This is a genomic window from Devosia sp., assembly GCF_024707125.1.
In the GTDB taxonomy this organism is placed as follows: domain Bacteria; phylum Pseudomonadota; class Alphaproteobacteria; order Rhizobiales; family Devosiaceae; genus Devosia.
Genome location: NZ_JANQAH010000011.1, coordinates 551,857 through 576,942, shown reverse-complemented (window position 1 = coordinate 576,942; position 25,086 = coordinate 551,857). Strand labels below are relative to the sequence as shown.

The following is a 25,086-nucleotide window of genomic DNA, read 5'->3' as shown; positions in this document are numbered from 1 at the left end:
TTCCGACACTTATTGTTCGAGAACGGGCCCCAGATGGACGGCTTTGCCAAATATCTCGTCCGGCGCTTCTTCCAGTTTTTCCTCGTGATCTTCCTGGGTGTGTCGCTGGCTTTCCTCATCACCAACCTGTCCCCGGTCGATCCGGTGGAGCAGTCGGTTTCGTTGATGACCAGTTTCGGCGCTACCGATCCGCGCTCGGTCGAACTGATGCGCTCGGCGCTCGAGGAGCTCTATGGGCTACAGGGCACGATGCTTGACCAATATATCTCCTTCTGGGGCCGCGTGCTGCGCGGCGATTTCGGGCCGTCGCTCTCGGCCTTCCCGACGCCGGTGATGTCGCTGATCATGGGCGCGCTGCCCTGGACCATCGGGCTTCTTACCCTGGCGCTTGTCATCACCTGGACGCTGGGGAATCTCCTCGGCGCGCTGGCGGGCTATTATCGCTCCAATGTGCTGCTCAAGCTGTCAGGCGCGGCGGTGATGGCTCTCCATCCGGTGCCGGCCTATATCATCGGCCTCGTGCTGCTGCTGGCCTTTGGCTTCATCTGGCCGGTGCTACCGATTTCGGGCGGCGCGCAGATGAACCTGCAGCCTGGCTTTACCTTTGAGTATATCCGCTCGCTGATCCTCCATGGCACGCTGCCGGCGCTGACGCTGGTGCTGGTGGGCATCGGCAGCTGGTTCATTTCCATGCGCTCGCTGGTGTCCAATATCGTCACCGATGACCACGTCGTTTACGCCGAGCTGGGCGGGGTCAACTCATCAAAGATCTTTTTCCCAATATGTGGCGCGCAATGCGCTCCTGCCGCAGTTGACGGGCCTGGCGCTGAGCCTTGGCAATGTGTTCGGCGGGGCCGTGATCACCGAGTTCCTGTTCAACTATCCAGGCGTCGGGCGGCTGCTGATCCAGGGCATTTATCGCGGCGACTATTCGCTGGTGCTGGGGGTGACGACCATGTCGATCATCTCGGTGGCGGTCGCTGTGTTCATCATTGACCTTCTCTATCCGCTCATCGATCCGCGCGTGAGGCTGGGCTGACCATGTTCAAGATTCTGCGCGATCTTTTGCGCTACAATATCGAATTCACCATCGGCTTTATCCTGACGCTGGCGATCTTCCTTTTCGCGCTGGCGCATTTCTGGGCGCCGATGCCGGATACGGCCATTTATCTCCTGCCGCCTGATATGCCGCCTTCGGCCGAGTACTGGTTCGGCACGACGTCGCGCGGCCAGGACGTGCTCTGGCAGATGAGTTCGGCCATCTGGAACACCATGCTGTTCGGGCTGACGGTGACCGTCCTCAGTCGCCTCCTGGCGGTCGCGGTGGGGATGATCTCGGGCTATCTCGGGGGCAAGTGGGACGAGTTCCTGATGACGATCAACGACACGATGATCGCCCTGCCCAACATTCCCATCTTGCTGCTGGTCTATTTCGTCATGCGCGACCAGATGAGCTGGCCGATCCTGGCGCTGACGGCGGCGCTGCTGGGCTGGAACTACGATGCGCGCCTGATCCGCTCGGTGACGTTGAGCCTGAGGAACCGCGAATTTACCCGCCATGCGGTGTTCGCCGGGATGAGCGTGCCGCAAATTCTGGTGCGCCAGCATCTGCCCTATGTGATGCCCGTCATCTTCTTTACGGCGATGAACAATCTCATCTGGGCCATCGGGCTTGAGGTGACGCTGTCGGTGCTTGGGTTCTCGGACATCAACCGGCCGACCATTGGCGGGATGATCTACTGGGCCAACCAGCACCAGGCGATCATTGCCGGCATCTGGTGGTGGATCGCCTTCCCGATCATTGCCGTGGTGCTGCTGTTCCTCGGGCTCTTCCTGCTCGCCATTTCGGTCAACGAATATATCGACCCTCGCAGTCGCCTTAGCCGGATGGGAGCGTAGCCATGCTTGCCGCAGTCGAAAACAAGCCGGTCAGCGTTGAAGCAAAACCCGTGCTGAGGGTGGAAGGCCTCAAGGCCTACTATCAGATGAACTACTTTGGCGTGCGCCGCGAAGTGCGGGCCGTCGACGATGTCTCCCTGACCATCAATCGCAATGAAATCTATGGGATTGCCGGGGAGTCATCCTCGGGCAAATCCTCGCTGATCAAGACCATTGCCGGGGCGATTACGCCGCCGCTGCGGGTGGTCGAAGGCTCGGTCAAATTCGATTTCGGTGGCAAGGAGCTGGACGTCTATGCCCAGCGCCCGGCGATGAAGGCGGCGCGGTGGAAGCATCTTTCTTATGTGATGCAGGGTTCGATGAATGTGCTGAACCCGGTGCGCAAGGTGAAGCATGCCTTTCGTGACTTCGCCTTCAAGCATATGGGGCTTTCCGAAGGCGAGTTTCGGGCGCGGGTGGAGAGTCATCTGCAGCGCATCGGGCTCGATCCAAGGGTGCTGGAATCCTATCCGCACCAGCTTTCGGGCGGTATGCGGCAGCGTCTAACCATTGGGCTCGCGACGGTGTGCGAGCCGGAATTCATCATTGCCGACGAGCCGACGACGGCGCTCGACGTCCTGGTGCAGCAGGATGTGCTGGCGCTGATCAAGGGCGTGCAGCAGCGCATGGGGTCGTCGATCATTTTCGTGACGCACGACATGACGGTGCATGCGGCGATCGCCGACCGGATCGGGATTGTCTATGCTGGCCGGCTTGTCGAAGAGGGATCGACGCTGGATGTCTTCCAGCACCCACAACATCCCTATACCGCGCATCTGATCGCCAGCCTGCCGCGCATTGGCGATACCCGGAAGCGCGTGGCACTGGGTGGCAAGCCGCCGAACCTGGCTGATCCGCCGAGCGGCTGTCGTTTCCATCCGCGCTGTCCGCTGGCGGTCGACAAATGCAAGAGCGAGAATCCGCCGCTGCTGGCACGCAATAGTGGCCGGGTCGCCTGCTGGCGCGCCGGGGAGGTGGAGGCCGCATGACCGCGCTGCTCGAACTTCAGGACGTCAACAAGGACTATCGCGTCGGCGGCTTTCTTGACCGCTCGACGCTGCATGCGGTCAAGCATGTGAGTTTTACGCTCGATGCGGAGAAGCCGGAAATCTTCACCGTGGTGGGGGAGTCGGGCAGCGGCAAGACGACGACGGCGCGCATGATCCTTGGCAATGAAACGCCGACCAGCGGCACGCTGCGCTTCATGGGCAAGGATATTGCCGCGGTGCGCACGCGCAAGGAGCGGCTCGAATTCATGTCGCGGGTGCAGCCGATTTTCCAGAACCCGTTCGAGGCGTTCAATCCGCTGACGACGCTCGACTACTATCTGTTCTCGACCGCTCGGCGGTTTCTGGGGCTGAAGGACAAGGCGGCGGTGGAGGCGGCGACCGATAAATCGCTGCAGCATGTGGGCCTGTCGCTCGCCGAAGTGCGGGGGCGCTATTCGCATGAGCTTTCAGGCGGGCAGTTGCAGCGTATCGCGGTGGCGCGGGCGCTGATCCCGGGGCCGAAGCTGATTGTGGCGGATGAGCCGGTTTCGATGGTCGATGCGTCGCTGCGCATGTCAATCGTCAACCTCTTCCGGGAGCTGCGCGATACGCTTGGCGTCTCGATCATCTACATCACGCACGATCTTTCGACGGCCTATTACATTTCGGATCGCGTCATAATCATGCACAAAGGAGATGTGGTGGAGGCGGGGCGCGCCGAGGATGTGCTCGGCAATCCGACCCACGAATATTCCCGTGCCCTCAGGAGCGCGGTGCTGCCGCCAGACCCGGTCGTTGCCAGCGCGATTATTCGCGAGAAGCTGCGGGCCATCTAGCGCCGGGACCCTGCCATTTGGGCCGCATTGTTTGGAGGAACTTATGGCTGAATCCCTCGAAGGCAAGATTGCCGTCATTACCGGTGCGGCGTCGGGCATCGGGCTCGCGAGCACGAAAGCGCTGCTCGCAGAGGGCGCAACGGTGGTGATGGTGGACTGGAACCGGGAGGGGCTGGAGCAGCTTGCCGGGAGTCTTGGGGAGCGGGCCATTCCGCAGGTGACTAACCTCCTCGATGCGGAGAGCTGCAATGCGATGGTGCCGGAAATCCTGCAGAAGGTGCCGCATATCGACATTCTCTACTGCAATGCGGGGACCTATATCGGCGGCGACCTGACCGAGACGACGCCGGAAGCGATCGACCGGATGCTCAATCTCAACGTCAATGCGGTGATGAAGAATGTGCATGCGGTGTCCCCGCACATGATCGCACGGAAGACCGGCGATATCGTCGTGACCTGTTCGATTGCCGGGCATTTCCCGACTTATTGGGAGCCGGTCTATTCGGGTTCGAAATGGGCGATCACCAGCTTTGTGCAGGGCATGCGCCGGCAGATGGTGCCGCATGGCGTGCGTGTGGCGCAGGTGTCGCCGGGGCCGGTGGTTTCGGCGCTGTTGGCTGACTGGCCGGAGGAGAACCTGCGCAAGGCCAAGGAAAGTGGCAGCCTGATGGACCCCGAAGAAGTGGCCGATGCGATTGTCTACATGCTGACGCGCAAGCGGACGGTGACGATCCGCGACATGATCGTGCTGCCGAGCAATTTTGATCGTGTCTGAGCGGGGCCAGATGTCGTTTTCGGGCAAGACGGTCATTGTGACGGGGGCGGGCAAGGGGATTGGCCGGGCTTGTGCGCAGGTGCTGGCGGAGCGGGGCGCGGAGGTCGTGGCGCTGAGCCGGACGGTGGCTGATCTTGAAAGCCTGCATACCGAGATCGGGTGTCGGACGGTGGTGGTCGACCTCATCGATCCCAAGGCGGCGCGGGCGGCGATGGCGGAGGCGGGGACCTGTGATTTCCTCGTCAACAGCGCCGGGATCAATGTGCTCGAAAGCGTGCTCGACATGACCGAGGCGGGGTATGAGGCGGTACTGGGGATCAATCTTCGGGCCGCGCTGATTACCTGTCAGGAGTTTGCGCGGCGGCGTGTGGAGGCCGGTGGCGGTGGCGCGATCGTCAATATCACCTCCATTGCCGGGCATCGTGGCTTTCAGGATCATCTGGCTTATGCGGCGTCGAAGGCGGGGCTTGAGGGGGCCAGTCGGGTGCTCGCCAAAGAACTCGGGCCGCATGGTATTCGGGTCAATTGCGTGGCGCCGACGATCACGTTGACCGAGCTTGCAGCGGTCGCCTGGAGCGATCCGAAGAAGAGCGAGCCGATGATGGTTCGTCATCCGCTTCAGAGGTTTGCGCTGGCCGAAGAAGTGGCGCACAGCGTTGCAATGTTGCTCTCGGATGATAGCGCCATGGTCTCGGGAGCGGTGCTGCCGATCGATGGTGGCTTCCTCTCCGTCTGACGTTATTTCGCGCTGATTTCTGACGTTCGGAGTGCGTTCCGGCGGCGTCTTTTGGCCTGTGACACCGTGTGCGACGGGCCCTGTCATCGATCCTCCTCCGATCCTTCGTCAATCCGACACGCAGTCTTAGTCAAAGCGCCATGGCTTTGAGAACGACCTGTCATGCGGGGCGCCTAGGAGTCCGCCCGCCAAACGGCCTTAAATTCGGAGACAGGCTAAAATGACTAGCATCCGGCTGCTCAGTGCAGCGTCCACGATCGCAGTGCTTTCCATCGCAGCTGCTGCACCTGCCATGGCCCAGACCAAGTTCGAATTCTGGTATGGCCTTTCCGGCGACCTTTCCGAGCGCGTTCAGGAAATGTGCAAGGGCTTCAACGAATCTCAGGCCGATTATGAGATCGTGTGCGTCAGCCAGGAAAACTACGACAACACCCTGCAGAACACGATCGCTGCCTACCGTGCCAACAAGCAGCCGACGGTCACCCAGATTTTCGACGCCGGTACGCTCGACCTGATGCTCTCGGGCGCCTACATGCCGATCCGCGAACTGATGTCGTCGAACGGCTACGAAATCGACTGGAACAACTACCTCTCCGGTATCGCTTCCTACTTCTCGACCTCGACCGGCGAGATGCTGTCGCTGCCGTTCAACAACTCGACCGCCGTCATCTATTACAACACCGACGCGCTGGCCAAGGTTGGCTTTGAAGGCACGCCCAAGACCTGGGAAGAAGTCGAAACCGTCGCCCGCGCCATGAAGGACGCCGGCTATGAATGCCCGATCGCCTTCGATCCGTCGGGCGCATGGCAGTGGTTCGAACAGTTCTCCGCCATCCACAACCAGCCGATCGCCACCAAGGGCAATGGCTTTGGCGGTCTCGATGCCGAAATGGTCGTGAGCCAGGGCAAGTTCGTGGACCAGCTGACCTGGATCAAGAAGATGTACGATGAAGGCATCATCGTTCATAAGTCCAAGGACGCCGGCGAAACTGCCAACGACGCCTTCGTCAACGGCAAGTGCCAGATCACCTCGTCCTCGATCGCCGACCACGGCACCTTTGGCAAGCAGGCCGCCGAAGGCGTGCACTGGACCAATGCCATGCTCCCGATGTGGTCGGATACCGAACGCACCAACTCGCTGGTTGGTGGCGCTTCGCTCTGGACCCTCAAGGGCAAGTCGGAAGAAGAATACAAGGGCGCTGCCGCGTTCTTCAACTACCTCGCCCAGCCCGAGCAGGCCCAGACCTGGTCGACCATCACCGGCTATGTCCCGGTCACCATGGCTGGCTTTGAAGCCATGAAGGCCAACGGCTTCTACAACGAAGCTCCCTACAAGGGTCGTGAACTGGCCGTTGAATCGCTGACCTTCACCCCGCCGACCGAGAACAGCCGCGGTATCCGCCTCGGCAACTATGCCTCGATCCGTCAGGAAATGGTCAAGACCATGCAGGACGTGCTGTTCAACAACGCTCCGGTTCTCGAAACCCTCCAGGCGTTCGACGCCAAGGGCAACGAAATCCTGCGTCGCTTCGAACAGACCTACAAGGGCGCCCAGCTCCCCTGATCGTCTGATCTGATCGCACGGATGGCCACAGTGCCGTCCGTGCTTTCTCTTTTTTCCTCTGGAGACGGCGATGGAACGACGCGCCTTTTACCGCAACCCGGTGCTGCCCTGGCTTCTGATTGGCCCGCAGCTCCTGCTGGTTCTGGTGTTTTTCTACTGGCCCACTTCGCAGGCCCTCTATTGGGCGTTCACGCTCGAACAGCCCTGGGGCGGCGGCAATAGCTGGGTGTGGCTCGACAATTTCATCGCCATTTTCCGCGACCGCGAATATTGGGCGACCGTTGCGCGCAGCGCGTTCTACGCCATCTGCACGACGGGCCTTTCGATGGCCGTAGCGCTGTTTCTCGCCTGTTTCGTCGATCGCTCGCTCAAGGGCACGAAGCTTTTCCAGTCGGTCTATGTCTGGCCCTATGCCATTGCGGCGCCGGCAGCCGGCGTTGCCTTCCGCTTCATCTTCGCGCCGCAATCCGGCATCATCGGCTCGATCAACCAGATCTGGCCGGGCATCTGGGACCCGTCCACGAATGGCGTGCATGCGCTGGCGATGGTCATCATCTGCCACGCCTGGCTCGGCATCGGCTACAATTTCATCTTCTTTCTTGCTGCCCTGCAGATGATCCCGCGCTCGATCACCGAGGCCGGGGCCATGGATGGCGCGCGTCCGGTGCGGCGCATGTTCGACCTGCAGCTGCCCCTGATCGCGCCGACCGTATTCTTCCTCCTGATCATGAACCTGATCTCGAGCTTTACCGACAGTTTTGGTCTCATCGACACGATGACCGAAGGCGGTCCGGTCGGCTCGACCGAAGTCATGGTCTACAAGATCTATTTCGACGGGTTCAAAGGCCTCGACTATTCGGGCGCAGCTGCCCAGTCGATCGTCCTGATGTTCCTCGTCATCGCGCTCACTTTCGTCCAGTTCAAATGGGTCGAAAAGCGCGTCCACTACAATTGAGGGCGCAGAGATGATCGAACGTTCGCCTGTCTTCAACATCTTCACCTATGCCGCCATGACCCTCGGGCTGCTGGTGGTGCTGGTGCCCTTCTGGATCGTCATCGTGGCCGGCAGCCAGTCGCTGCAGGAAGTGAGCCGCGTGCCCATCGTGCTCTGGCCGTCTTCCCACCTTTGGGAAAACATCCAGGCCGCTTGGGCCCGCGCCGACCTCGGCCCGAAGATGATCAACAGCCTGATCGTCGCGTCCGGCGTCACCTTCGGCAAGATCGTGCTCGCCTCGATCTCGGCCTTTGCCATCGTGTTCTTCGATTTTCGGGCACGCATGGTCTGCTTCTGGATGATCTTCATCACCCTGATGCTGCCGCTCGAAGTGCGCATCGTGCCGACCTATGCGATTGCCGCCAATGCGCTGCTGCCGTTCCAGGTCGTGCTCGATACGCTGGGGATTACCGGCCTTGTGCAGACCCTTTCGAGCGTCCGCATCGGGCTCGAATGGAACCTCCTCAATTCCTATACCGGCCTCATCCTGCCGCTGGTCGCCACGGCGACGGGCACGTTCCTCTATCGCCAGTTCTTCATGACCATTCCCGATGAACTGATCGAGGCTTCGAAGATGGACGGCGCGAGCCCCGTGCGTTTCTTCTTCGACGTGCTGCTGCCGCTCTCGCGCACCAATATGCTGGCGCTTGCCACCATCATGTTCGTGTCGAGCTGGAACCAGTATCTCTGGCCGCTGCTGATCACCACGGACCGCACCAATTACGGCACCGTGGTCATGCAGCTCAAGGCGCTGATCCCGACACAGAATGGTACGCCCGACTGGAACGTCACCATGGCTGGCGCCCTCATCATCATGCTTCCCCCGCTGCTCATCGTTGCGCTCATGCAGCGCTGGTTCGTGCGCGGCCTCATCACCCGAGACAAGTGAGACTTTCATGGCTGCGATCAGCTTTTCCGGCGTCAAGAAGCGCTACCAGAAGAATGACGTCATCCATGGCGTCGACGTGGAAATCGAGGCCGGCGAATTCGTCGTCATCCTCGGGCCATCGGGCTGCGGTAAATCCACTTTGCTGCGTATGATTGCCGGGCTCGAAGAGATTTCCGAGGGCACGATTGCCATCGACGGCAAGGTGGTCAACGAGCTTGAGCCGCGCGAGCGCGGCTGCGCCATGGTGTTTCAGAACTATGCGCTCTACCCGCATATGAGCGTGCGCCAGAATATCGGCTATGCGCTCAAGGTCGCCGGCATGCCCAAGGCGGAGCGCGAGGCCAAGGTGCTGAAGGTCGCGAAATCCGTCAGCCTTGAACCCTATCTCGACCGCAAGCCGGGCGAGCTTTCGGGTGGCCAGCGCCAGCGCGTTGCCATGGCCCGCGCGATGGTGCGTGAGCCGAAAGTTTTTCTCTTTGACGAACCCTTTTCCAACCTTGATGCGAAGCTGCGTGTTGCAATGCGCGCGGAGGTTCGGAACCTCCATCGCAGCCTTGGGGTCACCTCGGTTTTCGTCACCCACGACCAGACCGAGGCCATGACCTTGGCTGACCGGTTGATCGTGATGAATTCGGGTTTTGTCGAGCAGGTTGGCAAGCCGTCCGAGGTTTATCACCACCCGGCGAGCCTTTTTGTCGCTGACTTCATCGGCTCTCCGGCGATGAATCTGGTGCGCGGCTTCTTTGGCGAAGACGGCTATTTCCGCCATGGCAAGGGCGGCATGGTGAACCTGCCGGGTCTCGCCAAGGCGCATCTGAGCCGCGAAGTGTCCATCGGCATTCGTCCCGAACTGGTCCGGCGCGTCGATGCCGGCCACAAGGACGCTATTGCGGCGGTGGTCGACTACACCGAAGAGCTGGGCGCCTCGCGCCTGGTCTATGCCCGCGCCGATGGCAGCCCGATCATTGCCGTCGATAGTGGCACCGATGCGCTGGGCACCGGCATGCCGGTCCATTTCGCGCTGAGCGAAAGCGACATTCACGTCTTCGACCACAGCAATGGCCGCCGGGTCGACCACAATGGTCGCCCGGTTCGCGCCACCGATACTGTTTCTGCCTGATCCCAAGGAGGCCCCAATGGGCAATATCATCGGCACCGGTTTCAATGTCGGCTCTACCGACGGCGAATTTTCGAGCTTTCACGAAGACCTGCGCGCCCTGGCGGAAATGGGCGTCGATACGGTTGAGCTGGGCCTGACCAGCCTCGACCTGATCTCGGGCGGTCGCATCATTCCCGAGCGCGCCGAGCGCCTTGTTGCCATCACCAGCCAGTTCGATTTCCGCTACACGGTGCATGGCCTAGTTTCGTCCAACTTCATGGACCCGGTGACCCAGCGCTACCAGCTCGATGCCGCCAAGGCGCTGGTGGAAGTCTGCGACCGCGTCAATGCGCGCGTGCTGGTGCAGCATGGCGGGTGCCTGCGCGCCGACCAGATCGCCGAACGGGCCGGCGCCGATGAGCGGGAACGCGAAGCGCTGACGGAACTGGGTGATTTCGCTCGCCCCTATGGCGTGCGCATTGCGCTCGAGAACATATTTACGACCGAACTCGGCCAGTATCGCCAGACGCCGAAGGAAGTCGCCGAGACGGTCAAGGCGGTCAACCACTCGCAGGTTGTGGCGCTGATCGATTTCAGCCACGCTTATCTCGAAGCGACTTATCGCGGCCTCGACTTTTTCAGCGAAATCGCCGCCATGGCGCCGGTCGCGGGGCACCTGCATGTGCATGACAGCTTTGGCCGTCCGCAGGGTTTTTATAAGCCGTATCATCCGCAGGAAAACACGGCGATGGGCATCGGCGACCTGCACATGCCGCTCGGCTGGGGCGATATCGACTGGGACCGGATTTTCTCCGAACTGACCTTCCTGCCCGATACCGTCCTGATGATGGAAATTGGTCGCCGTTATCGCGCCGAGCAGCCCGAAAGCCTGCGTCTCGCTCGTGCGCTCGCTGGTCTGGACGGTCAGGCGCTGGAAGCGGCGCAGTAAAGTTCGTCTTCACCAGCGCGGGACATGACAATCGATGGGCGTCGGCCATGTGCCGGCGCCCATTTGTTTTGTGGGGGGAGCCGGCGTTTTCGTGGCGATCTGCGCCCCAAAGGCCGGTTTTGCGGGGCGCGAAGGAACCTGATAAAGCAGGGATAGCCTGCAATGGCGCACTACTTGCGGCACGATCGCACCATATGGGGATGCTTGTCGGGCCAGTGCGGGCTCAGTAATCGAGGCGCAAATGCTCAAGGGAGAGAGTATGTCGCCGTCCACGCTGGGCTCGGTCGAGCTCTGGTCGCGTAGTGCCGAGGATAGCTCTGCCGAGCATCGCTTTGCCGGCACCGGCCACGAGACCTTCGAAAATGGGCCATTCTCGGGCTTCATGGACATGCGGGCCTTGCGCGAGGGGCTCTATGTCTATCGCATCCAGGGGCATGCCCGGCACGCCTATCGGCTGGCTTCAGGGCAACCGGCGGTCGAGGGCACGCTGATCCTGGGCTGCATGCTCGATGGGGTCGGTACGTTTGGGGCGCGGGGCGGCATGAGCCAGACCTGGCGCGAAAGCGGCGCGCTCTATGTCGTTGATCCCACCACGGACCACGTTCTCTACGACCTTCAGCCCGACCGGGCCTGGCAACTGGTTGCGGTGCGTATTGAAATCGAGGCTCTCGCCCAGGGCACGGACCGGGCGGCGACCGAAGTGCTGGCCGCGGTTCGCGCCGGGCAGGACCGGGCCTTCGCCCATTCCCTGCCGCTCGACCGCCCCCTGCGCGCCAGCGCACAGGCGCTGATGACTCCCATCTATTCGGGGCGCATGGCGACGCTGCATGCCGAGGCGCGTACGCTCGAACTGCTGGCGCTGCAACTGGATCGGTTGGCGGGGCGGGCCGATTGGGTGAGCCTGACGGCGGGCGAGCGGATCCGGCTTGGTCAGGCGCGCGATGCCTTGCTGGCTGACCTGCGTGAGCCGCCGAGCCTTGCGGCGCTGGCGGGCGTGGCGCGGATGAGCGAACGCCGGCTCAACTTTGGTTTCCGCACGCTGTTCGGCAGCACGGCCTTTGAATTGCTGCGCGATGCCCGGCTCGACCTGGCGCGCACCCTCCTGGCCGAAGTGCCCGACGTGCCGCTCAAGCAGGTTGCTTTCCGCATCGGCTATGCCGATGCCTCGAACTTCGTCAAAGCCTATCGGCGCCGCTTCGGGGTCACCCCCGGCCTCGACCGGCGGCTGCGCGCCGACTGAGCGCAGGAGCGCCAATGGTGCGCGCCGCCAAAAATGGTGCGCGCCGGGCGGTCAGATTGTTCCGCCATTTTGCCCTCGCTACCCCTCCCTGATCTGCCGCGCCTTGGAGCCGCGGCGCATGGAACAGGGTAGGTCATGCAGTTTGAAGTTTCTTACCGCGCCGGTTCTCGCCGGCTGGCGGTTGGCCTGACATTGACGACGGCATTGGTATCAGGCGGTCCGGCGCTGGCCGCAGGCGAGTTCATCGATCTTGGCTGGATTCCGGGCGAGGTCCGTTCTTCGGAGGCTTATGGCGTCAACGGCGCCGGTACGATCGCGGTGGGCACATCGGTCGATGCGGCCGCCCATTCCCAGGCGGTGCGCTGGGACGCCAATGGTGACTTGATCCTGCTCGGCACGCTGGGCGGCCGCAGCAGCTATGCCACTGGCGTGTCGCTCGATGGCCGGCGCATCGTCGGCACGGCGCTCAATGCGGCGGACGAATATCGGGCCTTTCTCTGGACCGAGGGCACCGGCATCCGCGATATTGGCACGCTGGGGGGCAGTTTCAGCCAGGGTCTTGGTATTTCGGCCGATGGCGGACGGGTGGTCGGCGAGTCTGCCAATGGCGTCGAAGCGCGCCAGCCGTTCCTCTTTATCGATGGGGCCACGACGGGTGTCGCCGGCAATATCGAAATGTTTGCGCTGGGCCTGACGCCCGGCGGGCTCACCGGCTCGGCCCAGGCGATTTCGCGCAATGGCAGTTTTGCCACTGGCTATGTCTGGGGCCAGCACGACGGTCAGGCGACCATCTGGGCTCTCGATGGGGTGGAGGGCGGGTCCTCGCCGGTCACCGGCATCGGTACGCTGGGCGGGATTCATGCCGAGGGGCTGGGGATCAGCAATGACGGCAGGATCGTTGCGGGCCTTTCCTATGATGGCAATAATGACTATCGCGCCTTTCGCTGGGTGGACGGCGAGGGCATGAGCGACCTCGGCACGCTGGGCGGGAGCGAAGCCCGGGCCTTTGCGCTTTCGGCAGATGGCAGCGTGGTCGTTGGCTCGGCCCATGACGAGGACGAAATCAACCAGGCCTTCCGCTGGACCGAGGCGACGCAGATGCAGTCGGTCTCGGACTGGCTTGCGGGGGCCGGCGTCGACATGACGGGTCTCAACCTCACGAGTGCCGCAGGTGTGTCCGATACCGGCGATGTCGTTGTGGGCACCATGCGGTCGCCCGAGGGCGATGATCTGGCTTATCTGGCGCGGGTGTCTGGCGAGCATGCCGGTGTCGTCGACATGGCGGCCTATACGTCGACGCTCTATCAGGCCGGCCAGATCGCCTATGCCGGCCAACACCTGAGCTGGACACCGATGACCGGCGCGCATCATCGCAGCCTGATGGACTATCCCGTTGGCGGCAATGGCGTTTGCGGGTGGAGCACGGGCGATGTCGCGCGCTATTCCAGTGGCGGACGCGATGGGACGATCGGGCTGGTGGAAGCCGGTATCTGCGGCGATTTTGCCGACAATCAGGTCCGCGCCGGGTTGGGCCTTGGCACCAGCCATGGGCGTCAGGCCCTGCCGCTGGGTGGCTCGGCAACTCTGGATGGTCGCTATGTGGTGGGCGAGATCGATTATCGGCCTTCCGATACCGATCTCATTGTTTCGCTCACCGGCATTTATGGCGCCTGGTCGGCGAATTTTGCGCGCGCCTATGCCAATGGGGCGGGCGTCGACCTCTCTTCGGGCTCGACCGATGTGCAGACGGCACTGGTGCGTGCCAAGGCGGAATGGCGCGATGCGGCGACGCTGGGCGCCACCAGTTTCACGCCCTGGGGCTCCTTCACCCTGGGCACCACCCATACGGGCGCCTTTACGGAAACCGGCGGGGGCTTTCCTGCCCAGTTCAATGCGCAGACCCAAACCGCCATTGAAGGGCGGCTCGGGGTGACCGCTACGACGGCGCTCGGGACGGAGACCACGCTCAAGACGACGGTCGAGGCGGTGCATCGGTTCGACAGCACGGGGGGCGCTGTGTCGGGCTCGGTGCCGGGTGCCTTTGCCTTTGATCTGCCGGCGACAGCGCATGGGCAGACCTGGGTGCGCGCGGGCCTGGATATCGACCAGAAGCTGGGACAGAACGCGGTTTTGAGCGTGTCGCTACATGGCGCGACCATGGGCCAGGACGGCGATATTTCCGGTGCGCTCGGCCTGCATGCGGGCTTCTAGAAGGCCGGGCGGTGCATCCTCAGCTTGCCGGCTGCGGCTCGACGGCGCGGCGGGAGTTGAGGATGCAGGCGGCGATGATCAGGCTGCCACCGATCCAGAGCTGGGGGCCGGGGACTTCGGAAAAGAAGAAAAAGCCGAGGAGACCGGCCCAGATGAGGGCGGTGTAGTCGAGCACGGCGAAGACGCTGACTGGGAGGCGGCGGAGGCCGTTGATCAACAGCAGGAAGCCGACGGCGCCGAGGAGGCCGATGAGCGTGCCGAGGCCGGCGATTTTTGGCGTGATTTCGGGCCAGGCGCCGAGGGCGAGCGGGAAGGAGAGGATGGCCGCGATGAGGGATTGGCCCATGGTCATGGCGGCAGGGTCTTCGCGGCTGGAATGGTGCTTTAGGAGCGCGACCACGATCGCGTAAGTGAGCGGGGCGAGGAGCGCGGTGGCCCAGGCAATGGCGTCGCCATTGGCGGAGGCGAAGGGATTGGTCTGGCCGGCAAAGATGATGGTGGCGGAACCGGCGGCGCCGAGGCCGAGGGCGAGCCAGGCGCCGGGGCCGATCTTTTCATGGAAGAAAATGGCGCCGAGGAGGGTCACATAGACCGGGGCGGTCATGCCCAAGGCAGCGACGACGGCGAGCGGCAGGTGGGTGACGGCGTAGAAGAAGAGTGATGCCGTGACGACGAGGAGCGCGGCGCGCTGGGCCTGGCGGCCGAGGTCTTCGCGCTTGGGCCAGGAGGCGCCGGTTAGGGCGATCCAGAGGACCAGCCAGAGTGCAGCGCCGAGATAGCGGAGGAACACGACCTGAAAGGTGGTGAGATCGGCGCCGAGCGCCTTGGCGACCGCATCCATGCAGCACATCAGGACGATGCCGGAGGCGCAGAAGAGCATGCCGCTGAGGGATTTCACCTAGAGATCCTTTGACAGGAAGCTGCGGGTACGGCCCGGGGGGAAATTCGGGAGCGTGCCGAACACCGTGTAGCCGGCCTTTTGGTAGACGTGCAGGGCATGGGGATTGAAGGTGTCGATGTAGGCGCCGTGGCAACCGCGTTGGCGGGCCTCCTGCTCGGCGTTTTCCAGCATTTGCCCAGCAAGACTTTGGCCGCGCTGGTCTTCTTCGACCCAGAGCCATTGCACATAAAGCCAGCCCCAGGCGGTGTAGCCGGAAATGCCGGCCACGAGCTCGCCGTCGCTATCATGCACCAGGACGGCCAGCGGGCGCCGTTCGGCGGGGCCGACATCGGCCTCATTGAAGCTGGTGAGACCCTTGCCGATCCGGTCGAGATCGACGGGGGTAGGTGTTTCCGTGACCTCTATGGAGAGGATGGACATTGTCAGGCCGCCAATTCGCCGCCGGTGAGCGGATGGGGTGCGCCGGTGGTGGTTGGGAAGCTGATGGGGAGGCCGCGGAGGACGCGGACGGCGAGGAAGGCGAAGCATTCGGCCTCGATGGCGTCGCCGCGCCAGCCGACGGTTTCAGCAGGGACAGCTTCGACGCCGGCGCGGGTTTTGAGCATGGCCATAATCGCCGGATTGTGCCTTCCGCCGCCGCAGACGACGAGCTTTTCGGGGCGCTGGGGCAGGAGGTCGAGGGCCTTGCCCACGGCGCCGCAGGTGAAGGCGGTGAGGGTGGCAGCGCCATCATCGGCGCCGAGGCCATCGGCCATGGTGGAAAGGAAGTCGAAGCGGTCGAGGGATTTGGGATAGGCGGCGCTGAGGTAGCGGTGAGTTAGCAGCCTTGCGAGGCGTTCTTCGTCGACCTTGCCGCGCAGGGCCATCTCGCCATTGTGGTCCATGTCGCCGAGGCCGAGGCTCTTTACGAAGTCGTTGATGGGGGCATTGGCGGGGCCGGTGTCGAAGGCGATGAGCTGGTCCTTGCCGTCCCAGAAGGTGACGTTGGCGACGCCGCCGAGATTGAGCACGGCGGTCTTGCCGTCGGTGGCGCCGATCTTCTTGAGGAGGGCCTGGTGATAGAGGGCGGCGAGGGGCGCGCCCTGGCCGCCGGCGCGGACGTCGGCGGAGCGGAAATCATAGGCGACGGGGATGCCGAGAATGTCGTGCATCAGCTTGCCATTGCCGAGTTGGCGGGTGGCGCCGATGCGGCCGGGCTGGGGCGCGCGGTGGAGCACGGACTGGCCGTGGAAGCCGACGATGCCGATGTCTTCGTTTTTGAGGCCAGCGTCTTTGACGAGGGCAGCGACGGCGGCGGATTGGGCGCGGGTTAGAGCGTCTTCGGCCTGCGCAAAAATGGCGGGTTCGGGGCCGTCAAAAGCCCAGGTGCGGGCCTGGGCGAGGGTTTCTTCGAGCTGGTCGCGGATCGATTGGGGATAGGGCGCGAGGGTATAGGCGCCGAAGCTTTCGACGGTTTCTCCGTCCGTGCGGAGGAGGGCGACGTCGATATTGCCGTCGAGCACCGTGCCGGTCATGAGGCCAACGGCCCAGATTGGTTCAAAGGTCATTTGCTTACTCGGCGTTGATGCGGTCGCCCACGGCCCGGCGCAGCGCAAAGATGCCGCTGTCGAAATGGCGGGTGGGGTGGACGCGATTGGTAAGGAGGGTCCAGGCGTGGCCGCGGGCAAAGTCGATCCAGATGCCGGTGCCGGTGAAGCCGGTATGGCCGATGGTTTCGGGCGTGCAGTTGTCGCCGCCGGACCAACCGTCATAGGGCCGTTCCCAGCCATGGGTGCGGCGGGCGCTGAGGGGCGTGCGGATCAGGGCGTCGGGGCCGGCATTGGTGAGTTTGTTGCCGGCGAAGTCGAGCATGGAATGGACGGTGCCGAAGAGGCCGGCATTGCCGGCGCCTTCGAGGGCCGAGCAATTGTCATCGTGGACTTCGCCGACGAGGACGCGGTGGCGCCAGTAGCAGAGTTCGGTGGCGGCGGCGTTTTGCGGATCGGCGGACCAGGCGAAACCGGGGCCGGGGTCCTGCTCGCGTAGCCACTTGCCGTGGATGCGTTCGAGGGCGAAGCCGAGAAGGATGAAATTGATGTCGGAATAGACGGCGGGACCGGCGGGGAATTCGTGCTGCAAGAGGAACGTGCGCAGCAGGTCGGGGTCGCGGCCATAGGTATAAAGCGGGAAGACGGCGGGGAACGGCGTCTGGTGGCCGAGGCACTGGCGGAAGGTGATCTTCCGCTCCCAATTGTCGAGATTGTAGTGGCGATAGTCGGGCAGGATCGTCGTCAGCGGCGCGTCGAGGTCGATGGTGCCGGCTGCGGCGAGGGCGAGGATGCGCTCGGTGGTGAAGGCGACCTTGCTGATCGAGGCGAGGTCGAACCAGGTGTCCTCGGTCATCGGGCGGCTGGTGGGTACGGTCTGGGCAGAGCCGATGGCGCGGGTGGCGCGGTTGCCGTCGCGGTCGATGACGCCGAGGACGCCGCCGGGGATGCGGCCGGATGCGATGGCTTGTTCAAGGACGGGGAAGGCCCGTTCCAGCATGTCTTGCGGCTTGCTCATTTGGTTTCTTCGATGCGAACGCGGTGGTCTTGGCCGGCCTCGCGCCAATTGGCCGGGGGTGGTTCATAACCGGCGGGGCGGACGAGAGAGGGAACCTGGGTGGCGTCGACGGCAAAGTGTTGGCGGCGACGCTCGACGGCGGGAACGGCCGAGATCAGGCGCTTGGTGTAGCTGTGCTGCGGGTCGGAGAGGACCGCGCGGGCCTCGCCGATCTCGACGATCTGGCCGGCATACATGACGGCGATGCGGTGGGCGATGCGCTCGACCACGGCCATGTCGTGCGAGATGAAGAGGTAGGCGAGGCTGAATTCGCGCTGGAGATCGACAAGGAGATCGAGGACGCGAGCCTGGACCGAAACGTCGAGGGCGGAGACGGCTTCGTCGAGCACGACGACATCTGGATTGAGCATCAGCACGCGGGCGATGCAGAGGCGCTGGCGCTGGCCACCGGAGAACTGGTGGGGATAGCGGTTGAGCACGTCGGCAGGGAGGCCGACGCGATCGAGCAGGAACCGCATGCGGTCGCGCAGGGTGTCGTCGAGTTTCTGGCCATTGGCGATGGCGGGCTCGGCCATCAGGGCTTCGACATTGAGGCGCGGATTGAGCGATGCGAAGGGGTCTTGGAAGACCATCTGGATGGGACGGCGCGAGCGGCCGGCCTTGGCGGCGATGGCGCCGCGGTGTTTTTCCACGAGGCCCAGAATGGCGCGGGCGGTGGTGGATTTGCCGGAGCCGCTTTCCCCGACGATGGCGAGGGTTTCGCCGGGCATGAGATCGAAGCTGACGCCATCGACGGCGTGAATGGCGCCCTTGGGCTTGAAGAGACCCTTCTTCACCGGGAAGCGGACGACGAGGTCGTCCACCTTGATGATGGGTTCGCTGGTGGCGGTGCGCTCGTTGTCGGCGCGGACGGCCTTGCCGGAGGTGAAGTGGGGGACGGCGTTGAGGAGGTGCTTGGTGTAGTCGTGCTGGGGATTGTCGAGCACGGCGTCGGTGGTGTTCTGCTCGACGGCGAGGCCGTGTTGCATGACCATGATGCGGTCTGCGATGCCGGCGACAAGGCCGATGTCGTGGGTGATGAAGATCATCGACATGCCGGTTTCGGCGCGCAGCTCGGCCAGCAACGCCATGATCTGGGCCTGCACGGTGACGTCGAGCGCGGTGGTCGGTTCGTCGGCGATGAGGAGGCGCGGGCTGCTGGCGAGGGCCATGGCGATCATGACGCGCTGGCGCATGCCGCCCGAGAGCTGGTGCGGATAATAAGCTAGGCGCGATTTGGCGTCGGGGATGCGGACACGTTCGAGGACTTCGAGAGCGGCGCGCTCCGCTTCTGCGCCGTGGAGGCCGCGATTGAGCCTGAACGCTTCCTCGATCTGGGCGCCGACGGTGTGCACCGGATTGAGCGAGGTCATCGGCTCCTGAAAGATCATGCCGACATCGCGACCGCGAATGGTTCGGAGGACCTTTTCGTCTGCCTTGGCGACGTCGAGGGTCGAGCTATCGCTGCGTTGCAGGATGATGGAGCCATTGGTGATGCGGCCGCCGCCGAAATCGACGAGGCGATTGACCGAGAGGGCGGTGACGGATTTGCCCGAGCCGCTTTCGCCGACGATGGCGAGGGTTTCGCCGGCTGCGAGGTCGAAGCTGACGCCCTTGACCACTTCATTGGCGGCAGGGTTCTGGCCGAAGCCGACGCGGAGGTCGCGGACGGAAAGGAGAGGGGTCATGCTTCTCTCCTCTGGGTGCGGGGGTCGAGAATGTCGCGCAGGGCGTCGCCGGTGAGGTTGAAGCCGAGAATGCCGAGCATGATGGTCAGGGCCGGGAAGATCATCAGCCAGGGGGCCTGGGTCATGAGGTTCTTGCTTTCGGCCAGCATGAGGCCGAGCGATGGGGTGGGCGGCTGGGTGCCGAGGCCGAGGAAGGAAAGACCGGCTTCGGTGAGGAGGGCCCAGGCGAGAGCCAGCGTCACTTGGACGGCGAGCGGGGCGACGAGATTGAGCAGCAGGTGGTGGCTCAAAATATAGGGCTGGGAGCTGCCGAAGGTGCGGGCGGCGTCGACGAAATCGCGCTGCTTGAGCGACAAAGCCGGGCCGCGGACGACGCGGGCAAAGATGGGCGTATAGACGATGGCGATGGCGGCGACGCTGGTCGAGGTGCCGGGGCCGACGATGGCGATGATGAGGAGGGCGAGGAGGATGGCCGGGAAGGCCAGCAACACGTCCATGATGCGCATCAGGATGCCGTCCCACAGCGTGCCCCACCAGGCGGCGAGGAGGCCGATCACGGTGCCGAAGAGGGTGGCGAGGCCAACCGAACAGAAGGCGATGATCATCGACTGCTTGATGCCGACCATGAGGCGGCTAAACGTGTCGCGACCGAGGAGGTCGGTGCCGAACCAATAGGTCGCGCTGGGCGGCTTCAGCCTATCGATGGCGAAGAGTTTTAGCGGGTCATGCGGGGTGAGGCCGACGATGCCGAGCAGGGCTGCGATCAGGTAGAGCGAGATGATGGCGAGGCCGATGCGCCCGGAGGGGTGACGCAGGAAGGCGCGAGCGAGCTTTGACATCAGCGGCCCCCGATCCGGATGCGCGGGTCGAGCGCGACATAGGCGAGGTCGACGAGCAAGTTCACCAGCAAGAAGTTGAAGGCGATGAAGAGGACGGTGCCCTCGACGAGCGCGTAATCGCGCTGGGTGATGGCATCGAGGACGAGGCGGCCGAGGCCGGGCAGGGCAAAGATCTGTTCGACGATAACGGCGCCGCCGAGGAGATAGCCGAATTCGACGCCGGAGAGCGTCACCACCGGAATGAGCGCATTGGGCAGCGCGTGGCGCCAGACGACGCTGCGCTGGGAGGCGCCCTTGGAGCGCGCGGTGCGGATATAATCGTCGCTCAAGACGTCGAGCATGGCCGAGCGCGAAATGCGGGTGACCGAGGCGGCGAAGGCAAAGCCGAGGGTGATGGCCGGGAAGATCAACTGGCCCACGCTGGCGAGCGGGTCGACGGTCAGCGGCGTGAACGTGCCCATGGCGGGGACGAAGCCGAAAAAGACCGACAGGACATAGATGATGAGGACGCCGATGACGAAGCTCGGGGTCGACTGGCCGAGCATGGCGAGCATGCGGACGATGAGGTCGCTGGGGCGTTCGTTGCGGGTGGCGGCGAAGACGCCGAGGGGGATGCCGACGCTGAGGGAGATCAGCATGGACATCAGCGCCAATTGCAGGGTCAGCGGGAAGCGCTCGAGGATGATCGAGAGAACCGGCTTGCCATAGATGGAGGAAATGCCGAGATCGCCCTGGAAGAGGCCGGAGAGCCAGCGCAGATATTGGGACCAGATGGGCTGATCGATGCCGAAATAGGCGGCGAGGGCGGCGCGTTGATCGGGGGTGAGAAGGCCGGCTTCGGTGCCAAGCATGGCGGTGATCGCGTCGCCGGGGACGAGGCGGATCGAGACGAAGACGAGTATCGAAACCCCGAGCAGGATCAGTGGGAACGTCAGGAGGCGTTGCACCACATAATTCATCGAACGCCTTCTCCTGGATAAAAAGGGGCCGGCCCGTAGGCCGGCTCCGAACGTAATACAAAATTACTGGATTGAAACTTCGGTGAGGCCGAACAGCGTGCCGGTCGGCGAGGGGACGAAGCCCGAAACCGTCTTGAGCTGGGCGGTGTAGCCATAGCCAGTGGACAGCCACAGCCACGGGGACTGTTCGACGAGGTGGTTTTCGAACTTGTGGAAGATTTCGACGCGCTTGGCTGGATCGGTTTCGGCCTGGCCTTCACGCATCAGGGTGTCGAGCGTGTCGTCCACGAAGTTGGAAACCTTCAGGAGGTTGCCGTCCTTGGTGAAGTAGCGGTTGTACATCGGGAACGGGTCCGGACGGCCGCCATTCTGGGCGACGGCCATGTCGAAATTGCCGGCGAGCCAGGTGTCGACATAGACGTTGAGTTCCATCATCTCGATTTCGAGATTGACGCCGATTTCCGCGAGTTGGGCCTGAAGCACCTGAGCTTCGGAGGCGGCAACCGGGGGTTCGCCGGTGGCGGCGATGACCTTGGCGGTGAAGCCGGAGACGCCCGATTCAGCCATGAGCTGCTTGGCCTTTTCGAGATCCTGCTCATAGCAGAAGAGCGAGTTCGGATCCTGGGCGAAGGCCGGCATGGTCAGGGGGCCGGTCACCTGGCCCTCGCCGGCGAGGGCTGCGTCGACGATTTCCTGGCGGTTGATGGCGCAGGACATGGCCTGGCGAACCTTCAGGTTGTCCATGGGCGGACGCGAAGGATTGAGCTGGAGCACGTTATAGGCAAGGCCGGGAACGCGGTTGAGCTGCAGATTGGCTTCGTTGGGCACCATGGTGGCAACGAGCGGATCGTTGAGCAGGGCGAAATCGGTCTGGCCGGCGCGGAGCGAGGCGAGGATCGCGGTTTCGTCGGGCAGGACCGAAATGGTGATGCCGTCGATAGCAATATCGCCGCCGGCCCAATCGGGGTTGGCGCTCAGAACTTCGCGGGAATTGGGTTCCCAGCTATCGAGCTTGAAGGGGCCGGAGCCAACGGTTTCGGTGCCGATCTTGCCGGCTTCGATTTCGCTGGCCGGAACGATGGCGGCATTGATGGTCGCCATGGCGACGAGAATCGGCACGTCGGCGGTCTTGAGATTGAACACGACGGTTTCGGCGTCGGGGGTCTCGATCGTGTCGATCGAGAGGAAATTCGAGCGCGCCACGGCGGCGGTTTCTTCATTGAGAATACGCTCGAACGAGGCCTTTACGTCGGCCGGGGTGACCTGAGCGCCGTTGGTGAACTTGGCGTTGGGGTCGAGCTTGAAGGTCAGCGTCTTGGCGTCGGGCGCAAATTCCCAGCTGGCAGCGATTGCCGGAATGACATTGAGCTCGGGGTCAAGGCGCACCAGCGGCTCATAGATCAGTTCGAGCAGGCGAATGGACGGAAAGGCCGGCTGCGTGTGCGGATCGAGACCCGTCGCGTCCTGGCTCCAGGCCATGCGCAGCGTCGCGGCTTCCGCCGGCAGCGCAAAGGCAACCGTGGACAGCGCCGTGGCAATGGCGAGCCCGGTCATGAGCTTGCGAGTATTAGTCCAGTTCATCTTATTCCCTCCTTGCTGTCGGCCTTTGCAGAAAAGGCCAATCTCCTGAAGTGCATTGCTGCTCCAACCCGAAGGGTTGCCCTGTCGGCAGCAATGGTTCGTGACAAGCCTATGAAGTCGCGCCAGCCTGTGTCAACGAGTTTCAGAAAATTGCATTTTTGTGAAACATTGTTTCAGTTTCGGACTGGTTCGAGGTAGGGTGATTGCTGCGTGACGAGCATGAGGGAGCGTGATTTTGGGAATTCAGTCGAGCATTGAAGCTTCGTCGGCAAAATTCACGCCGGCCATGCAGCGGGTGGCCAGTGTTATCAGCGACACGCCGAGCCTGGTGCTCGACAAGACGATCTATGAGCTGGCTGAAACCTGCCAGACATCGGTCGCTTCGGTGGTGCGCTTTTGCCAGATGCTGGGGCTTTCGGGCTATGCGCAATTGCGCATGTCGCTGGCGACGGAACTGGGCAAGGAGACGGCGCAGTATGGGTCGAACCTGATCCTTGGGGCGGAGATCGCCAAGTCGGACACTCTGCGGGAGATGGCATCAAAAGTCGCCTCGCTCGAGATGCTGGCGATCGACGAGACGGTTTCGGGGCTCGATTATGAGGCGCTGGAGCGGGTGGTGGCGGCGCTCGACAAGGCGCAGAGGATTTTGCTGTTCGGTATCGGGGCCAGCCAGTTCGTGGCGCAGGACCTGCATCACAAGCTGTTTCGTATCGGGCGTAATGCGTTTTTGCTGGCTGATCCGCATGAGGCCTGGACGGCGGCATTGCTGTCGCCGCCGGGGACAGTGGCTTTTGGGTTTTCGCACTCCGGGGAGACGGCGGATACGGTGCGTTACATCGAGATTGCGCGGCAGGCGGGGGCGCTGACCATTGCGCTGACGGGATCGCCGGATTCACCGCTGGCGCGGGCGGCAGAGGAGTGTCTCGTCAGCCGGGCGCGGGAGAGCCGGTTGCGGGCGGGGGCGATGGTCAGCCGCATCGCGCAGCTGGCTATTGTGGATTGTTTGTTCCTCGGGGTGGCGAACCAGCGTTACGAGCAGACCGTGGATGCGCTGCAGCGGACGCGGGACGTGACGCATCCGCGGTAGGGTCGCATGCTTCCGTGCCCACTGGCTGTCATCCCGGCCTTGAGCCGGATCCAACCTGAGATCTCAAGATGGGCCCCGGCCTTCGCCGGGGTGACAACCGAGCGGGTGGGGGCTTTGACTGGTTGGACTGCCTCTAGGAGTGGCGGCCCCAGAGCCTACTGACGGACGGATCTATAGCGCCGTCGGTATAGGCGAGGCCGTTGGGGCGATCAGCGGCCAGCAGCAGTGGGCCGTCGAGGTCGACCCAGCGGGCGAAGGGGGCGAGGAGGGAGGCCGGGGCCATAGAGAGCGAGGTGCTGACCATGCAGCCGACCATGATGGCGAGGTTCAGCTCTTTGGCGCGCTGCGCTACGGCGAGGGCTTCGGTGAGGCCGCCGGTTTTGTCGAGTTTTAGGTTGATGGCGTCGTAGCGTCCGACCAGTTGGTCAAGGCCGGCGAGGGCGTGGGCGCTTTCGTCGGCGCAGATGGGGACGGTGTGCTCGATCTCGGCGAGGAGGGCGTCATTGCCGGCGGGGAGGGGCTGCTCGACGAGCTCGACGCGGGCGTTGTGGGCGGCGCGGAGGAGGGATTCCAATTCGTTTGGCTGCCAGCCTTCATTGGCGTCGACGACGAGGCGGGTGTTGGGCACGGCGGCGCGAATGGCGGCGAGGCGGTCGGCGTCGCCGGGAGCGCCGAGTTTCAGCTTTAGCAGCGGCATGTGGGCGTGGCGCGCGGCGGCTTCGGCCATGGCTTGGGGCGTGTCGAGGCTGATGGTGTAGGCGGTTTCGATGCGCGCGGGGGGCAGGATGTTGGCGAGTTTGGCGACGTCGGTGCGGGCGCGCTTTGCTTCGAGATCCCAGAAAGCGCAGTCGATGGCGTTGCGGGCGGCGCCGGGGGGAAGGGCTGACTGAAGGGCGATGCGGTCGAGGCCTGCGGCGAGTTGCGGAGCGAGGCTCAGGATGGTTTCGAGCGTTGCTTCCAGCGTTTCACCATAGCGCGAATAGGGGACGCATTCGCCCTGACCGGTAATGCCGTCCTGTTCCAGTTCCACGCGGATGACGCGGGCTTCGGTCTTGCTGCCGCGGGAAATGGTGAAGCGGCCGGCGATCGGAAAACTCTCGATCTCGGCGCGAAGGCTTGTGCTGGTCATTGGGCAATCCGCAAAAGAAGTGGGGCACTCCTAACAGCGGATGGGTGATGGGATCAACGGCGAGGGGCCGGCGCGGGTGCATCGCGCCGGCTCGCCATT

At 63.5% G+C, this 25,086-nt stretch carries 22 protein-coding genes and 1 pseudogene; 14 read left to right on the top strand and 9 right to left on the bottom strand.

Features of this window, described 5'->3' with window-relative positions:
- Positions 1 to 33 precede the first annotated feature (33 nt).
- From NVV77_RS17615 to NVV77_RS17555, 13 genes and pseudogenes are all read left to right on the top strand, one after another.
- Positions 34 to 1,039 (top strand): annotated as a pseudogene (locus NVV77_RS17615) (ABC transporter permease).
- A gap of 2 nt (positions 1,040 to 1,041) precedes the next feature.
- The gene (locus NVV77_RS17610) at positions 1,042 to 1,899 is read left to right on the top strand and encodes an ABC transporter permease (RefSeq protein WP_295415260.1); all 858 of its coding nucleotides are present in this window, start codon (positions 1,042 to 1,044) and stop codon (positions 1,897 to 1,899) included.
- Between the two features lie 2 nt (positions 1,900 to 1,901).
- The gene (locus NVV77_RS17605) at positions 1,902 to 2,927 is read left to right on the top strand and encodes an ABC transporter ATP-binding protein (RefSeq protein ID WP_295415259.1); all 1,026 of its coding nucleotides are present in this window, start codon (positions 1,902 to 1,904) and stop codon (positions 2,925 to 2,927) included.
- The gene (locus tag NVV77_RS17600) at positions 2,924 to 3,763 is read left to right on the top strand and encodes an ABC transporter ATP-binding protein (protein ID WP_295415258.1); all 840 of its coding nucleotides are present in this window, start codon (positions 2,924 to 2,926) and stop codon (positions 3,761 to 3,763) included. The genes NVV77_RS17605 and NVV77_RS17600 overlap by 4 nt, the downstream gene beginning before the upstream one ends.
- Positions 3,764 to 3,806: 43 nt before the next feature.
- Positions 3,807 to 4,538, top strand: coding sequence for an SDR family oxidoreductase (locus NVV77_RS17595; RefSeq protein ID WP_295415257.1), 732 nt, complete (start codon positions 3,807 to 3,809; stop codon positions 4,536 to 4,538).
- 10 nt (positions 4,539 to 4,548) lie between these two features.
- Entirely contained in the window at positions 4,549 to 5,274 is a 726-nt protein-coding gene (locus tag NVV77_RS17590) for an SDR family oxidoreductase (protein WP_295416194.1), read from the top strand.
- A gap of 220 nt (positions 5,275 to 5,494) precedes the next feature.
- Positions 5,495 to 6,838 (top strand): extracellular solute-binding protein, encoded by a 1,344-nt coding sequence (locus tag NVV77_RS17585; protein ID WP_295415256.1) that lies wholly within the window; start codon positions 5,495 to 5,497, stop codon positions 6,836 to 6,838.
- 70 nt (positions 6,839 to 6,908) lie between these two features.
- The gene (locus tag NVV77_RS17580) at positions 6,909 to 7,793 is read left to right on the top strand and encodes an ABC transporter permease subunit (protein WP_295415255.1); all 885 of its coding nucleotides are present in this window, start codon (positions 6,909 to 6,911) and stop codon (positions 7,791 to 7,793) included.
- Positions 7,794 to 7,803: 10 nt separating this feature from the next.
- Complete coding sequence (locus NVV77_RS17575; RefSeq protein ID WP_295415254.1) at positions 7,804 to 8,721, top strand: ABC transporter permease subunit; 918 nt, start codon at positions 7,804 to 7,806, stop codon at positions 8,719 to 8,721.
- Between the two features lie 7 nt (positions 8,722 to 8,728).
- On the top strand, positions 8,729 to 9,841 hold the full coding sequence (locus tag NVV77_RS17570; protein WP_295415253.1) for an ABC transporter ATP-binding protein: 1,113 nt from the start codon (positions 8,729 to 8,731) through the stop codon (positions 9,839 to 9,841).
- Between the two features lie 16 nt (positions 9,842 to 9,857).
- Positions 9,858 to 10,769: a TIM barrel protein gene (locus tag NVV77_RS17565; RefSeq protein ID WP_295415252.1), complete on the top strand. Its 912-nt coding sequence runs from the start codon at positions 9,858 to 9,860 to the stop codon at positions 10,767 to 10,769.
- Between the two features lie 259 nt (positions 10,770 to 11,028).
- Positions 11,029 to 12,009 (top strand): AraC family transcriptional regulator, encoded by a 981-nt coding sequence (locus NVV77_RS17560; protein WP_295415251.1) that lies wholly within the window; start codon positions 11,029 to 11,031, stop codon positions 12,007 to 12,009.
- Positions 12,010 to 12,144: 135 nt separating this feature from the next.
- Positions 12,145 to 14,220 carry an autotransporter domain-containing protein gene (locus NVV77_RS17555; RefSeq protein ID WP_295415250.1) on the top strand — a complete coding sequence of 692 codons (2,076 nt, stop codon included), beginning with the start codon at positions 12,145 to 12,147 and terminating at the stop codon, positions 14,218 to 14,220.
- Between the two features lie 19 nt (positions 14,221 to 14,239).
- Here NVV77_RS17555 and NVV77_RS17550 read toward each other — a convergent pair whose 3' ends face one another.
- The 8 genes from NVV77_RS17550 to NVV77_RS17515 all read right to left on the bottom strand — a co-directional run bounded on the left by NVV77_RS17550 (position 14,240) and on the right by NVV77_RS17515 (position 22,771).
- Positions 14,240 to 15,118 (bottom strand): DMT family transporter, encoded by an 879-nt coding sequence (locus NVV77_RS17550; RefSeq protein WP_295415249.1) that lies wholly within the window; start codon positions 15,116 to 15,118, stop codon positions 14,240 to 14,242.
- A complete protein-coding gene (locus NVV77_RS17545) occupies positions 15,119 to 15,541 on the bottom strand; it encodes an N-acetyltransferase (protein ID WP_295415248.1) in 423 nt (140 codons plus the stop codon).
- 2 nt (positions 15,542 to 15,543) lie between these two features.
- Entirely contained in the window at positions 15,544 to 16,668 is a 1,125-nt protein-coding gene (locus NVV77_RS17540; protein WP_295415247.1) for an anhydro-N-acetylmuramic acid kinase, read from the bottom strand.
- A gap of 4 nt (positions 16,669 to 16,672) precedes the next feature.
- On the bottom strand, positions 16,673 to 17,665 hold the full coding sequence (locus tag NVV77_RS17535; protein WP_295415246.1) for a serine hydrolase: 993 nt from the start codon (positions 17,663 to 17,665) through the stop codon (positions 16,673 to 16,675).
- Positions 17,662 to 19,392 carry an ABC transporter ATP-binding protein gene (locus NVV77_RS17530; RefSeq protein ID WP_295415245.1) on the bottom strand — a complete coding sequence of 577 codons (1,731 nt, stop codon included), beginning with the start codon at positions 19,390 to 19,392 and terminating at the stop codon, positions 17,662 to 17,664. The genes NVV77_RS17535 and NVV77_RS17530 overlap by 4 nt, the downstream gene beginning before the upstream one ends.
- On the bottom strand, positions 19,389 to 20,231 hold the full coding sequence (locus NVV77_RS17525) for an ABC transporter permease (protein ID WP_295415244.1): 843 nt from the start codon (positions 20,229 to 20,231) through the stop codon (positions 19,389 to 19,391). The genes NVV77_RS17530 and NVV77_RS17525 overlap by 4 nt, the downstream gene beginning before the upstream one ends.
- Complete coding sequence (locus NVV77_RS17520; protein WP_295415243.1) at positions 20,231 to 21,190, bottom strand: ABC transporter permease; 960 nt, start codon at positions 21,188 to 21,190, stop codon at positions 20,231 to 20,233. Before NVV77_RS17520 ends, NVV77_RS17525 begins: the two co-directional genes overlap by 1 nt.
- Positions 21,191 to 21,253: 63 nt before the next feature.
- Positions 21,254 to 22,771, bottom strand: a complete 1,518-nt coding sequence (locus tag NVV77_RS17515; RefSeq protein ID WP_295415242.1) for an ABC transporter substrate-binding protein — start codon at positions 22,769 to 22,771, stop codon at positions 21,254 to 21,256.
- Positions 22,772 to 23,000: 229 nt separating this feature from the next.
- Between NVV77_RS17515 and NVV77_RS17510 the strand changes: the two genes are divergently transcribed.
- Complete coding sequence (locus NVV77_RS17510) at positions 23,001 to 23,858, top strand: MurR/RpiR family transcriptional regulator (RefSeq protein WP_295415241.1); 858 nt, start codon at positions 23,001 to 23,003, stop codon at positions 23,856 to 23,858.
- Between the two features lie 133 nt (positions 23,859 to 23,991).
- On the opposite strand, the gene dgcA is transcribed toward NVV77_RS17510, so the two are convergent.
- On the bottom strand, positions 23,992 to 24,987 hold the full coding sequence (dgcA, locus tag NVV77_RS17505; protein ID WP_295415240.1) for an N-acetyl-D-Glu racemase DgcA: 996 nt from the start codon (positions 24,985 to 24,987) through the stop codon (positions 23,992 to 23,994).
- Between the last annotated feature and the right edge of the window lie 99 nt (positions 24,988 to 25,086).

Coding starts and splice junctions, on each gene's coding strand:
- NVV77_RS17610 (WP_295415260.1), top strand. CDS start 1,042: ATGTTCAAGATTCTGCGCGATCTTTTGCGCTACAATATCGAATTCACC.
- NVV77_RS17605 (WP_295415259.1), top strand. CDS start 1,902: ATGCTTGCCGCAGTCGAAAACAAGCCGGTCAGCGTTGAAGCAAAACCC.
- NVV77_RS17600 (WP_295415258.1), top strand. CDS start 2,924: ATGACCGCGCTGCTCGAACTTCAGGACGTCAACAAGGACTATCGCGTC.
- NVV77_RS17595 (WP_295415257.1), top strand. CDS start 3,807: ATGGCTGAATCCCTCGAAGGCAAGATTGCCGTCATTACCGGTGCGGCG.
- NVV77_RS17590 (WP_295416194.1), top strand. CDS start 4,549: ATGTCGTTTTCGGGCAAGACGGTCATTGTGACGGGGGCGGGCAAGGGG.
- NVV77_RS17585 (WP_295415256.1), top strand. CDS start 5,495: ATGACTAGCATCCGGCTGCTCAGTGCAGCGTCCACGATCGCAGTGCTT.
- NVV77_RS17580 (WP_295415255.1), top strand. CDS start 6,909: ATGGAACGACGCGCCTTTTACCGCAACCCGGTGCTGCCCTGGCTTCTG.
- NVV77_RS17575 (WP_295415254.1), top strand. CDS start 7,804: ATGATCGAACGTTCGCCTGTCTTCAACATCTTCACCTATGCCGCCATG.
- NVV77_RS17570 (WP_295415253.1), top strand. CDS start 8,729: ATGGCTGCGATCAGCTTTTCCGGCGTCAAGAAGCGCTACCAGAAGAAT.
- NVV77_RS17565 (WP_295415252.1), top strand. CDS start 9,858: ATGGGCAATATCATCGGCACCGGTTTCAATGTCGGCTCTACCGACGGC.
- NVV77_RS17560 (WP_295415251.1), top strand. CDS start 11,029: ATGTCGCCGTCCACGCTGGGCTCGGTCGAGCTCTGGTCGCGTAGTGCC.
- NVV77_RS17555 (WP_295415250.1), top strand. CDS start 12,145: ATGCAGTTTGAAGTTTCTTACCGCGCCGGTTCTCGCCGGCTGGCGGTT.
- NVV77_RS17545 (WP_295415248.1), bottom strand. CDS start 15,541: ATGTCCATCCTCTCCATAGAGGTCACGGAAACACCTACCCCCGTCGAT.
- NVV77_RS17540 (WP_295415247.1), bottom strand. CDS start 16,668: ATGACCTTTGAACCAATCTGGGCCGTTGGCCTCATGACCGGCACGGTG.
- NVV77_RS17535 (WP_295415246.1), bottom strand. CDS start 17,665: ATGAGCAAGCCGCAAGACATGCTGGAACGGGCCTTCCCCGTCCTTGAA.
- NVV77_RS17530 (WP_295415245.1), bottom strand. CDS start 19,392: ATGACCCCTCTCCTTTCCGTCCGCGACCTCCGCGTCGGCTTCGGCCAG.
- NVV77_RS17525 (WP_295415244.1), bottom strand. CDS start 20,231: ATGTCAAAGCTCGCTCGCGCCTTCCTGCGTCACCCCTCCGGGCGCATC.
- NVV77_RS17520 (WP_295415243.1), bottom strand. CDS start 21,190: ATGAATTATGTGGTGCAACGCCTCCTGACGTTCCCACTGATCCTGCTC.
- NVV77_RS17515 (WP_295415242.1), bottom strand. CDS start 22,771: ATGAACTGGACTAATACTCGCAAGCTCATGACCGGGCTCGCCATTGCC.
- dgcA (WP_295415240.1), bottom strand. CDS start 24,987: ATGACCAGCACAAGCCTTCGCGCCGAGATCGAGAGTTTTCCGATCGCC.